Below are 13,974 nucleotides of genomic sequence, written 5' to 3' on the forward strand. Positions count from 1 at the left end.
ACACTACTTAGCTAAAGTTTTTGCCATATTTCCAAATAACTCTATATAAGTTTGAATTGATTCATTTGTGTAAGTATCTTCTGGTGCATAAATAACTTGTTTTTTAGAAACAGCAGTTGTGTTTTGAAGAGCAGGTGATTTAGAAATAACATCCTTAGCAGGTGTTGACTTAGCTGCATCAGATGTTGCAGCATCACGATCTAATACGAAAATCCAATCAGGATTTGTTTGTGCAATAGCTTCAACAGAAACGTCATCACCTTTATGACCTGCAGTAGAATTTGAAACTTCTAACGCTGGAGTCCAACCGAAAATTTCATACATTGGTCCCCAAACACGACCAGAATGTGGCGCAGCAAAACCAATATTACCACCAGTAACGATAACACTCATAACTTTATCTTTTCCGTTATAAGCAGATTTTGCTTTTTCAATAGATTTATCAAAATCAGCTACTAATTGTTTAGCTTCTTTATCTTTATTAAAGATTTTTCCTAAAGTAACTGTAGAATCTTTAAGTCCTTTTACTAAGTTTTCGCCAGGCTTAGTAGCTTTCTCAGAAACATCAAAATTAAGATCAATAACTGCTGCATTTGGTACTAATTTTTTGATTTCTTCGTAATGGTCAGCAAATCTTTGACCAACGATTACAAGGTCAGGGTTTGCCGCTGCAATAATTTCTAGATTTGGTTCACGGTGATTCCCAATATTTTGAACTTTTTCATCCTTTTTATATGCTGAATCAGCAGGCATGATATCCTTTGGAGCAGCCGCTAATTTAATTCCCCAATCAGATAAAGTTTCAAAAGTTCTGTTATCCAAAGCAACTACATTCTTTGGGTTTACAGGGACTTTAACAGTTCCATGAGCATCAGTGATTTCAACCGTTTTTGGCTTATCACTACCATTATCTTTATTATTAGCCTTCGAAGTTTCTTTACTTGAATCTGAGCAAGCTACTAACATTAAAGTGAAAACTGCTAGAATACTCACTAATTTTAAAAGCATAGATTTTTTCATATGTATACTCCTTATAGTGTGATTTATTTCGAAAATGATGACATCCATAGATTGAATTAGAAGGTAACTTTTATTCAATTGAATCGCTATTGATAATCATTTTCATTTGAACATCCTGTTAATTAGTATAGTCATTAATTCTGTGAAAATCTTGTGAATGGTGTGAATTCATAAAATCAGGCAAACAAAGTAATATATGAAGTCGGGCGTGTTGATTAACCTTTATTCTTCAGAGCGTGTCGATTTTTTTCGAGTAGACACTTTCATTAGATCCGGTCTCAACTAATGCGCGCTAGAATCGTCCCCTACACAATACCCAAAAGATGAGCACCTTATAAACCATAATTTCCCCTGCAAAAAATGCTCATTAATAGCTAATGTTTTCATAATCCATTACCTGATAGAAATATTTTTTTACATCTTTTAATACTTCTCAGAAACTATTTGATTATCACATTTAATAAAAGAACGAGTAAAACTGAATGAAATAGTTTTACTCATTTTTTTATTATCTTATTTTTATCAGTCAATCATTGAATAGCCTCTGCCATGTATCGTTTGAATATATCTGTCTTTCTTCTCGCACTTTAACTTTTTTCTTACATACCCAATATATAAATCTACTACATTTGGATTTACTACTACGTTATATCCCCAAACTTGATTCAAAAGCATCTCACGGCTCAATATTGTGTTTTTGTTTTTGATTAAAAATACAAGTAAATCATACTCGCGCTTAGTAAGTGAGAGATTTTCGCCACCTTTTTTCACAATATTGCTAGATGCATCAACAAAGAGATCTTTAAACTGAAAAAATTTCATCTCATTTTGCTGGATATAGTCACTTCTCCTTAAAATTGCTTGAACCCTTGCTACTAATTCTTCTTTCACAAATGGTTTTCTTATATAATCATCTGCTCCTGCTTGTAGCCCTGCTATGCAATCCTTACTAGAAATATTGTCGGTCACAATAATTATCGGTGTGGTTTTAACAAGTCGTATTTGTCTGCAAATTTCTGGTCCCGATATACTTAATGAGTCCCAATCCAATATGATAATATCCCAATCTTGTTCATATATTATATTTAAACCTTGGTTTTCATTGTGAAGTTTTAAAATGAAATAGCCTTCTTGCGTTAGACCGCTTACAATTTTCTTTGCTGAAGACCGTTCATTTTTAATCACCAACACCTGCTTCACCGATGGTTCACCTCTACTTCAATATAACTTATTTAGATAAAAAATTATCCCCAAAAAACAATTTAAGATTTATAAATTTAAAACTCCTAAATAATCCATTAAAACAGTTTATTAGGAGAACTCTATATAATCTTACAATAGGTATGGATAAAAACACAAAACATATCAAGATTTGAATAAAGTGAAAAATTAATGAAAATTCACCAATTGGGCTCCCCTCAAATAGCTGGATAAATGTTATTTAATCATTAAGGGGCAGCTATTATAGTAACTATAATTTGTTTCATCGTTGATATTTGTTACTTTAATTGACAGCATTTCTTTTTCCCATATGTCATATAACAACAAAACTTCTCTAATAGCCCCTGTTTAAAAAATTTAAGCCATATTGAAATATAAATAACAAGGATTATGATATAGAAGAATTGCAATGCAAATTATCTGTACAAGTGTTACAGCCTCAATTCACGCCTAATAAAAAGAAACCGAACCAGACGGTTCGGTTTCTTTTTATTTTATAATAATCTCTCTTATTTTCTAGAACATCTTGTTCTTATACCTCTTTACTCTAACACAGCTATTAGTTAATTTGTCCTAATTCATTATGAGGCCTCATTCAATTTGTCTAAAATACTTTTATCTATTTTTGCCTGATCCACTTTAGCTATTTTAGAAACAATCCCACGACGATCTTCCCAATCAATCAAATAATATTGATTTTTTTCCAATTTATCTTGTACAGAAATTTTTAGTTTTCTTTCTTTTCCTTTTGTATCATACACCTGCAATTTCACAAAGCAATACAATTGAAAAATTCTATTTTAAGGTATGAATGACCTCATATTCTACTGATTTACTTTTTGACCTCATCCCCCTTTTCGTAGCTAATAGCTTTTTTAAGTATGCGTTTTCTGCTTCTAATCGTTGTATTCTAGCATCTTGACTTATTTCATTTTTTTGTTTGGATCTTCCACGTTTTTCTTGTAGGCTCAGAATACCCTCATTTTTATATTTTTTAATCCATCTATCTATAACTGAATATGTAACTCCTAATTCCTTTCCAATTAACTTGCTTCCAATTCCTCTATGTAAGTATAATTCAATAGCTTTCATTTTAAAATCAATTGAAAAAGTTCTTCTAATTTTCTCCATAATAAACAGTAAAGTAACTTTCTTTCAACTGTCTACTATAAGGGGATCATATCATTCAACAGAAGTCATCTTTTTTAAATTTCATTGATATCTATAGTGATTATAGTATGTCATATATTTCTTAATCTCTTGTTTTAATTTAATAAAAGACTCGCAAGGTTTTATATGTGCTTCATCTTTCAGATGACCAAAAAACGATTCTTGTGGGGTGTTATCCCAACAGTTTCCTCTTCTTGACATAGATTGCCCGAAATTTAGCTTTTTGACTAGCTTTTGATAGGCAGAACTTGTGTAGTGGGCTCCTTGATCTGAATGAATATATGCACCTTCAGTCAATCGAATCCTCTGATTTCTTTTTAGTTTATGAAGAGTCGTCGTTACGAGGTCTAATGTCATCCGTTCTGAAACATGGTAAGCTAAAATTTCATTGATTGAGCCATCTAAAATTGTAGACAACTAGGCCCTTTTATTCTTACCGTAAACTAAATAGGTGATATCTGTAAGAAGTGTTTTTCCTGGGGATTTTGTTTAAATTCCCGATTTAATCGATTCGGTACTACTCGATGTTCTTTTGTAGCTTTCAGCATTCTTTTATAAAGATTCGCTTTGCGAACCGGACAGACGCTCTCGTATTTCTTCATGATTCTACGGATACGCTTTAAATTGTAGACAACTTGAAACTGACCCGCTAATGTCATCTTTATTTGACGAGCCCCTTTCTTTCTATTTCTAAATCGAAGTCCTTTTAATATGGTTTCTTTCACGATTTCATCTCGATCTCTCTTTCGTTTCCGTTGTTCTTGAGATGAAATTGAAAAGTAATTATAGTATCCCGAACGGGATACACACAAATGACTGACCATATTCCTTAAATTGTATTTTATGATGACAGAACGAATCAAGATGAATTTCTGACTAGGTGATAACGTTATTTCCTTCTCATCCTCCCTTCCATAAGTTTGATCTTTTTTAACAATTTATTTTCCTCCTTTAGTAAGTTTCATTCGGCTTCTAAACAGACATACTTCTCTTCTAACGTAAGCTCTCTCTCAAGAGTTCTTCCAGCATTTTCGATGCGTGTATCTCGTAAACCAAATAAACCATTTTTTCTATAAGCAGCACGCCATCTACTTCCTGATGACATAACTCTTTTCATTCCAATCATATCTATATCAAAGTCACATTCTTCAAAAATATTTCGAGGTAACTTTCCTTTTTCATTTTCCTTAATAAAAATATGCCTAAATTCCTCGGTATAAGTGATACCTTTCTACCTTACAGATTTTACGTATGGGTTACTCGATAAAAGTTGAATTTCTCTTTCTGTAAATAGCTTTTTTGTCATTTTGAACATTCTCCGATCCCAATTTCCCTCTTATTATACAATAAATACCCTATAGAATAGACTTTTTTTAAGTATCTATTCTATAGGGTACATTTTAGGGCTATTTATCTTTTTTTATTGTTTTCGTTCTATTTTCTATACATATTACAGCAAATGACTATCAGAGGTTAGGAAATCCAAAGGGTTTCCCAACCTCTGATGTTCTCCGGTATTTCATAATCAATTACTTCTACTGCTGTATCTAAATTGAAGGCTGATTCAATCCTACTCATGCTCGTACACCGTCATTTTACTTTTTGGCTATAGTTTCTACATTCCTTTATCACTAAAACGCGGAAGAAGCACTTTTATTTTGCAATAAACAATGTCCTATATAATCAGAGACAAAACCTTCAACCAGGCTTCACCTTTTTATTTGTTAAAAAACTTTGCTACTGAAGCGCCAATTTAATACGTCCAACTCTACAATTTTTTATAATAAAATCACCGATTCTTAAACTATACTCATTTAACCTCCTGCAATTCCTATATAATCCTTATAGAGAATCTAATTATTAACTAATCGCATAACCTCTGCAATATGTTTAACTTCCTCTTCAGTTCCACCTACATTCCCTATTAAGAATGTATTTACACCTGCATCCCTATATAAATTAAGATAATTTGCTACATCTAAATAACTTCCAACTAAATATGGATCTTCAGTCTTACCCGATAAAAATCCTCCCATCCAATAAACATCATCAAATCTTTCTTGTGTTAATGCTAAGTTAGCCATCGTCCTAGCATTGTGAGAGGTAGATTTGCTTCTCATCACTGTTGTAATTTCTCCCCAGCGGCTCTTTGTAAATTGGTCCTCTGCACATTCCCATGCTTCTTTTTTGCTAGGGCGAGCGATAATAGACAGCCTAATAGCAAAATTCATATCACTACGTGAAATATTAGCTGAATATTCCCCCATAAAATGTTTGTATGGTTGAGGTCTTACTAAAGCTGTATCAGCAACTTTTAAAGCAAGGTCTATACTGTCCTGTGATGAACCGGGAATAAATATTTCAGGTACAAGCGATTTATCTATGGCTGGGCCACTATATAAATCTTGGTAATTGTAATAATTCCCTTTAAAAGTTACTTTATCTTTAGAGTTAATAAGTTGTGAAAAAACAGATATATATTCTTCCATTCTATCGAACTTCTTTATAGAATCTGTTGTTTCACCTATAGATATTAAATCTGCATTATTTATACCCGTTACAAAATTCAAATTAACTTTTCGATTATATAATGTACCTATAGTCTTTACGATTTTAGCAACTGTATATGGTGAAGCGTAGTACGGTTGAACCGCGATAAGTGGTGTTAACTTCTCACAAGTATTTATTACCTTTGTTGCTAAGGTCCATGGATCTAAAGCATTGTTAAAATAATAGATTAAGGAGCCTGTAAAACCATATTTCTCTGACAAACTACATATATCGTATACAGATTCATACTTACCCTCTTTAGACATTCCACTTGGAATTTCTGAATAGAAACTTACATTTTTTTTCATCAAATATTCATCCACCTTACTAATATATTTATTAACACGTTAATATCCAAATCCACCCCACTGAATACATCTTTTATTCAGATAATTTCTTTTTACGTTTCATAAGTTCATTAAATTCTGCATCTAGTGCTTGATATTTTGAATCTTCTGGTTTATATTTTCCCAATTCTCCAATAATACGGATAAGATGATTTTCAATAACCATTTTCTCTTCTTCTAATTGTTCTTTATTCTTAATAATCGGTTTCTTTTTCGTTTCAATTCTTTCTAAATATCCCTTGTAACCGCTTTCTATCTTCTGTATCTTTCCATCTTTAAAAACCAGCAACTTGTCACAAATCTTTTCAAGAAAATATCTATCATGGGATACAACAAGTAATGTACCATTATAGGAAATTAGTGTATCTTCCAAGCGCTCTCTACTTGCTAAATCTAAATGATTAGTTGGCTCATCAAGAATAAGAAGATCCTGATCCTGAATAATTAATTGAGCTAATTTAAGCCTTGTTCTCTCCCCAAGGCTTAATTGATCTATTGGCTTCTTTAACATCGATTCTCCTAACCCCATACTTACAAGTAAATTCATTAATCTTTGAGCTTCTGAGCGAACAAATTGAGTTTCTTGTATTAATTCTTTTGAAGTTTTTTCCACATTCAAATCAGTAACATCCTGGGTTAACTGAGAAATTTTTAAAGTAGGGCTAATCCACATCTCTCCCGAATCAATCGTTTCCTCCTCACAAATAGTTCGAATAAGCGTAGTTTTACCACAACCATTTGGTCCCACAAGTCCAATTTTATCGCCTCTTTGAATGCTAAAAGAGCTATCATGAAATAATAATTTATTGCCAAATTCTTTTCTGATTTGTTTTGCCACAACAAGCCGTTTACCCTTCTTTTCCTGAGCGCCCCATTCAAAATGTAACTTAGCTTCTTCTTTTGGTTTTTGCACACCTTCTATTTCAATTTTTTGAAGTCGCTTTATTCTAGACTTAACTTGTGTATCCATTTTTTTTGCTTTACTTCTATAAAACTCTTTAACTCCACATCGCATATCTGCCATTTTCCCTACCTTGCCAGCCTCATTATGGGCTTTTGAAGACCAATTATTCAATCTTTCTATCTCTAATTCAATTTTCTTTTCATACTTCTTCCGCTCTTCATATTGTCTCTTCTGACTTTCATATCGCCTTTGCTTTTCTTCTCGATAAAAAGTATAGTTACCCGGAAAATTTGTTAAAATACCATCTTCAATCTCTACTATACGATTTACTGTTTTATCTAAGAAATATCTATCATGAGATATTATTATTGTGGTTGTTTCAAAATTTTTAATTTCATTGATTAACCATTCGACACCTTGAAAATCCAAATGATTAGTAGGCTCATCTAAAATCAATATATCTGGTTTAGAAGCCCATATATGTGCTATTGCTAACTTTGTTTTTTCCCCTCCACTTAATCCAGATATACGTTCCTCACCCCAGTCTTGTACTTTTTCTAATCCAAGATGACTTGATATCTCTAAAAAATTATTTTCTTTCAATACAGAGCTATTCTCTTCAAAAATACTATTAAAAGTATTAAGAGTATACGCAGTAGATTGTAATAAATATCCAATCTTTAAATTTCGAACATGATGTATTACTTTCCCAATGTCTGCTTGAATCTTACCAGAAATAATATTAGATAATGTTGTTTTTCCGGCACCATTTATCCCAACTAATCCAATATGTTCACATCTTGCTATGTCAAGATCAATACCATTAAGAACTGTTAAATCACCAAAGCTTTTTGTTATGTTACGACAACTTATTAAAGACATTAGATCACCTACTTATTTTAATTTTTTAAGATAGATGTAAACGCCAGAATAAATTTTACAGTTTTCGCTAATATGGACTTTACACTTCTAGCTACATTTGTCGCCCACTTTATTTGGAAAAGTAGATATGATAGCCTTGCAGCAACAGCCAAGGTTCCTTTAATACCAAGACTTCAAGGCTGTTTATCATACCTGTAGAGCCTCCATGTCAAGTGGGCTCTATGCAATCTAAAGTATAAAAGGGAACTTAGCAGAAAGTGTAAAATCCACCTTGACGTTTACAATAAATAATACATATAAAAATTTACAGAAAGCACCTCTAATAAAATAGCATTAAATAATTTGAAAAAGTAATTCATTCAATTCATCATAGAATTCTAGTCTCATACTACAACTCCTATTATTAAAACACATAAAAAGCCACAGGCATCCCTGTGGCTTAGGTGTAAGGTGTACTTAAATACGGTAAAAAATCTGTTACAAACATAAAATCTAAAAGGAAATTCATATATTGACTATTAATACGCAACCTATTACAGCAATATAATCGTTCTCAAATTAGACACACTTATCCTATATCACCTTGCCACAGGGAATTCAAAACTATTTTTTATTAAAAATAATTTGACAAAGGATTATGACCACATAATGTCTAAATTGATACCTCCTAGAATTTATTCTCAATTTTGCATTAGTTTACAATTATAGATATATTTATACGTTATTTGAGATAATAAAATTATAGACTGCTTAATTATCCTACCCTCATTTAATCCGAATCCTTAAAGTAAAATCAATTTTTACAAATGCTAGTAATCATATTAACTGAACTTCTTGCACAGACGTTAAGTTAATATCTGATTTGCCAAATTCTAATTCTTTAGTATCCTTATTAGAAATGGTCATACACCACATTCTTGCTCTTTTGAATGCAATTGCAATAGATTGCTCCGGCTTTACATTAAGAAGATTCATTACTTTGAGATATAAAGCCACATCCGGTTTGGTTCATTGTTACATCATCTGAAGTACAAATACATTCAAAGTATAAAACAAATCCAATCTATGCAAGTAATTAATAACTCATTCTTTACTCGAACTGGAAACTAATCAAAGTTTTATATTAAGTCCTAGTGCTCCTTCTAGGTAAGATTTTACTCCTGATAGTGGCTTTTCATGGCGCATTATCTGATGTGATTTTCTTTGTTTTTGTGGTTTTACATAATCATAATCCAATTTTCCAACTGTGATTTATACAAGTATTTTCTATAAAGAATTTTATATTTGTATTTCTTAAAAGATTGTTAATATACTGTTCATTTAACTATATTTATTTTTTACGCAATCGATTTCTTTTGAATTGTAGTATATATTCTAAGAGTTAACTACTGAAACCGGTTAAGTTTTCTATTAGTATATCAGTTAAACGCCCATCAAGTTCAGCTATTGTTGGCAATGTGGAAAGAATTAATTCTAGTTCATATCGATTGTTAGTCATAGAGTATTTGATCATTGTATTCCGGAGACTTAATACTTTCTTTTCAATAGTCTCAAATTTCTTAATTGTGTCTGATTCTAAATTAATATAATTATTCTTTTGCATAAAATCTACACGTTTAGACATAAGGAGTTTATGTTCCCATAAATTATGTAAAAAACGAATATCATAAATAGCCTCGTTATTTAGTAGCCTTTCAAAATAATTTATGAAATGTTTGTAACAATCCATCCCGTATGCACGGTCCCAAGGTTCTCTAATCATTGCGAAACGCTCAGAAGTATTATTACCTTCTTTATAGTCTTTTAATGACTCTAATACTAACTTTTTATTAAATGAGTAATTTCCATTATCGTTAAATTCGAATGTATTAATAATATTGAAAATATCAATACTGTTTGGATGTAGTTGTTGATTAAGTATTTTTGATTCTATTTGATTTGTAACTCCTAAATATGCTCTAAGGAATTGTTCATAAGAGATTGTTGTTGATTTAAAAATCATGTTCTCATTAAATCCAAGTATAGTAAAATTACGTTTCTCATCATCATAACCATAAATTAAATTTTCATGAATATAATGAAATTTATTAGAGTCCACCCTATTAGGTACATGGTATTCATCTAAATATAATTGAACGTATTTGTTATCATTAATACAGGTTTTAATAAAATTCACTATATCCTTAGATAAGTGATTAACTGTTTTCCTCTGGACTTTTTCATGTTTAAGCCATGGTGACATCGTAAAGTCGTATGAATAAAAAGTAAATGGTACAGGACTTTTAGAAAAATCTTTGTCGAAGCAAGTCTGAATAAAATTACTTAATATCCAAGGATGAGTTTTCTCATCTACACCTATAATACTAAGCGGATACGCAAAAAATAAAAAACCTTTTATTAATGGTTCATGAGCAGGTAATTGTTTATTTTCCATCAAGATTAATACTCCTTCTTATGTTTTTTAGTAATTTGCAAACTTTAATTTCACCTTAATTGCCCCTTGTATAAATTTGTACATAATAAAATGATTAGTTAGCTTTATTGGGTAAATAAAGAATAGTAACCCATTAATTAACGAAGCCATACCGGATGAATCGCTTTCCAACACCGACATTACTTCACCCGTCACCGAGCTATATATATGCAAGGTCTTTGAATTGAATACAACCGTGCATGCTATTGCCAATAACACGAAAAATTCTGGCCTCAAGCACTAACTTTGGTATTGAGTCTCCATTTAATTAAGATTTTTTGACTAATTCATTTTTAAATGGTAGATTGTAACACTTTTTTTCTTTCTTTATTTACCAAGCAAGAAACACTTTCATAATCGTCACTAATTGTCTGATTAATCCCAATAATTTTATAAGGGATAAATGAACACATATTCCATATTTCACTTTCATCAAATCCCATTATTCTTAAAATTCCCATTTGTTGATTAATAGTGCTTGTTCCCGCTGCAACAACTCCATTTTCTTGATACCATAGGCTGCTATTTTCTTTTTGACTTAGTGATATATTTCCCATACTATTTACTTCCAATCGATCTGTCATTGCACATACATTCTGTGTTCCAATTAATTCTACAATCTTTTGTGCAATAATGAGATCCACATGTTCTCCATCAAAATTAAGACAGACTGTCAAATCCCCTTTTTTAGCTGCTTTAATTATTGTGCTTGGTACTATCCCAAGTATTTCTTCTATATTATCTAAAGACCATTCATCAACTTTTAAACTTTTTATATCTTCACCTCTATTTAGTTTGCTCTCTGGTGTTCTCCAAGCATATTTAATATTTGATGGCATATCATTGAAGAAATGATCTACAATTACAGCACTTTCTGAATTTGAAGGGTAGTATTTCTTGGCAATGTCTAAAACAACTTTTATTAATCTAGCACTTTCCTCTGTGTTTTTTTTATGAAAGTGTCCAATTGAAACTTTAATACCAGATTTAAATATGTTATTCAAGATCCATTCTAAAGAAGGGCTTTCTTCATTATTCTCGGAATGTAAACAAGATCCTTTACTTAATGCATCTGGTGATAAGACAATATATTTTAGCCCAAAATCTGCACAAGAAATTATTTTATTCCATTCATCAATAGTTGGTAACCACGTTCCTTTTTGTGGAGTACCTCCAAAACTTCCAAGCAGTGGTCCCTCTAAAGAGATACCAGGTATATTTTTTAACTTACCTTGTTCTTTTAAGGATTTAAACTTTCTCGTAAACTCAACAAAGTTATCTAGGTTATATTGAGCTAGAAAGATAGAAGGTACACATATAATCCCTTCATTTCTTGAATGTCTATCAACTTCTTCAAGATCAAAAAAATTGTCATTGCTAAAGTCAAACTCAGATAAGCCATGTATATGAATTTCCACAGGAAGTGTAGGAGCAATATAATCCTCTACATTATTAGTTCGCGACAATTTTCCTGTACTAAAATTACCCCTATTATTATTTTTAATTTCCAAGTTGGCTTCCAAAAAATCACCATTAGCATATGATATTTTATTAGAACAAAAGTTTTTATTTTGCATAGTCCATACTTCATTCCTTTCAAAAGTTTTAATCGTGTTTTCCATAGTACATCTATGGGCTGTTTCCAATAATACTGAGCTTACTTAACACTGCTAGTATACGTAATTTTTCTCATAGAAAAACTGTAAATTAGGCCTGCTGAATAATCAAACAATTCCTATTAAATAAGGGTTTTAAGTCCTTTTTATCGAATTCATCTGCAAAGAAAACAAGGAAGATCGATAAGAAACCTTGCAGGTGAATTAAGAGAAAGTGTTCGTACTAAATCGAGGTATAGCAGACCTGTTGGCAAACTTCTATCTGCCCTTTTACGAAAATTAAATTCAGCCAACCGCTGGGTACAACTTGCAGCAATTATCCCTTGGAACATAATAGAAGAGAAATATGTAAACTCGTTCAAGTCATCAAGCATCGGCTAAAAGGCATACTGAGCTCACTTATCATTAAAGACGCCTTGGTTTAAGCGACCACGAGACTACCTTTCAAATCCAAGAGAATCAGTATCCGCAGTTCTTCTTAGGCTATACTGCTTTTGTAGATTAAGAACATATTCATAACTCCCTGTTGGAGCATTTTCGGTGACGTCTAGGCTTTGAGATCCTGCCTGAAGTTAACAGCTAGATTGCCCCAGCCGCACTGCAAGGCGATTGTGAATAAAAATCATCGTAACAAGAGATTACAGATGACAAGCGCGCCTCGCAGTTCACCATAGAAGTGTTGGACGCGCTCACCATTTCCAAGGATTCCCTAATTTTAGGGTAACTGTTCCTGTTTACAATTCCACCTTAAAAGGGTAATTCTATTTTTTCAAAGCTCAGATTACTTCATTATAGGAATGGCTCCTTCTGAAGTTTTTTTGAACTCCAACTTATACCACCAATTGCAACTGAATAATCAGATATAATTGTATCTTTAAGTAGAAGAGAATGCTCAATATAAGAGTTTTTACCAATTGTACAGTTATCGCCTATAATAACTGGTCCAACTATTTTAGATCCAGCCTTTAATGTTACGTTATTTCCAATCAATACTGGCTCTATAACTTCAACTTTGTCCTCGATTATAGTATTATTGCTGAAATTCATATTTGTATGTTTTGTATTTATTAAACCTAATAAAGCATCTTTATTTGCTTTTAATAATGTTTCAGGAGTTCCAATATCAATCCAATAATCGTCTGTGATATATCCATACACATCTTTATTTTCATTAATTAAACCTTTAATAATATCTGCATAGTCATATTCACAATTTGAAGGAATTAAGTTTAAAAGTTTTGAGTTCATACAATAAACACCACAGCTTACAATCGCTTTTTCATCAACAGGCAACGGAGGTTTTTCAATGAATTCTGTTATTTTACCATCTTGATCTAAGTGAGCAACGCCATATCTTCCTGCATTTTCTACTTCTTTCATTAGCACTGTCAGTTCAGATTTTTTTTCCTTATGATGTTTAACAAATTCCATTATGTCAAATTCATGGATTCCATCACCTGATAATATTAATATATCTTCTCTATTGATTAATATGTCTTTAAACGCTAATACAGCTCCTGCTGGACCACTCAGGGTTGTTTCAATTCGCCACGTAATGTTAACGCCAAATTTTTCTCCATTCCCAAAATAGTTAATTATCTCTTCTTGCAAATGATATAGATTTATGAATATTTCAGTAATTCCCACTTCTTTTAGCCTTAGTATATTGTGCTCTAATACTGGCTTATTCAAAACGGGTAACATTGGTTTTGGTAGGAAATTAGTAAACGGTGCTAATCTTCTACCAATACCCGCTGCTAATATAAGTGCTTTCATATTTAAAGTCACTCC

At 31.8% G+C, this 13,974-nt stretch carries 8 protein-coding genes and 2 pseudogenes; all 10 read right to left on the reverse strand.

Annotated elements, in window-relative coordinates; translation table 11 throughout:
- Positions 1–3 precede the first annotated feature (3 nt).
- Positions 4–1,020 (reverse strand): siderophore ABC transporter substrate-binding protein, encoded by a 1,017-nt coding sequence (locus DN404_RS16690; RefSeq protein ID WP_000749447.1) that lies wholly within the window; start codon positions 1,018–1,020, stop codon positions 4–6.
- Positions 1,021–1,542: 522 nt separating this feature from the next.
- Positions 1,543–2,220, reverse strand: coding sequence for a response regulator transcription factor (locus DN404_RS16695; RefSeq protein ID WP_025118102.1), 678 nt, complete (start codon positions 2,218–2,220; stop codon positions 1,543–1,545).
- Between the two features lie 602 nt (positions 2,221–2,822).
- Positions 2,823–3,005 (reverse strand): annotated as a pseudogene (locus DN404_RS16700) (DUF1093 domain-containing protein); the annotation flags it as partial.
- A gap of 31 nt (positions 3,006–3,036) precedes the next feature.
- Positions 3,037–3,372 carry a transposase gene (locus DN404_RS16705; RefSeq protein ID WP_149215251.1) on the reverse strand — a complete coding sequence of 112 codons (336 nt, stop codon included), beginning with the start codon at positions 3,370–3,372 and terminating at the stop codon, positions 3,037–3,039.
- Positions 3,373–3,453: 81 nt separating this feature from the next.
- Positions 3,454–4,726, reverse strand: a pseudogene (locus DN404_RS16710) (IS3 family transposase).
- A 538-nt stretch (positions 4,727–5,264) separates the two neighbouring features.
- Entirely contained in the window at positions 5,265–6,269 is a 1,005-nt protein-coding gene (locus DN404_RS16715; protein WP_086409841.1) for an LLM class flavin-dependent oxidoreductase, read from the reverse strand.
- A gap of 73 nt (positions 6,270–6,342) precedes the next feature.
- A complete protein-coding gene (abc-f, locus tag DN404_RS16720) occupies positions 6,343–8,094 on the reverse strand; it encodes a ribosomal protection-like ABC-F family protein (RefSeq protein WP_149215253.1) in 1,752 nt (583 codons plus the stop codon).
- A gap of 1,381 nt (positions 8,095–9,475) precedes the next feature.
- Positions 9,476–10,528, reverse strand: coding sequence for a hypothetical protein (locus DN404_RS16725; RefSeq protein ID WP_149215254.1), 1,053 nt, complete (start codon positions 10,526–10,528; stop codon positions 9,476–9,478).
- Between the two features lie 332 nt (positions 10,529–10,860).
- Complete coding sequence (locus DN404_RS16730; protein WP_149215255.1) at positions 10,861–12,189, reverse strand: amidohydrolase family protein; 1,329 nt, start codon at positions 12,187–12,189, stop codon at positions 10,861–10,863.
- A gap of 783 nt (positions 12,190–12,972) precedes the next feature.
- Entirely contained in the window at positions 12,973–13,959 is a 987-nt protein-coding gene (locus DN404_RS16735; RefSeq protein ID WP_086409845.1) for a nucleotidyltransferase family protein, read from the reverse strand.
- Positions 13,960–13,974 lie beyond the last annotated feature (15 nt).

The organism is Bacillus sp. TE8-1 (genome assembly GCF_008368855.1).
In the GTDB taxonomy this organism is placed as follows: domain Bacteria; phylum Bacillota; class Bacilli; order Bacillales; family Bacillaceae_G; genus Bacillus_A; species Bacillus_A cereus.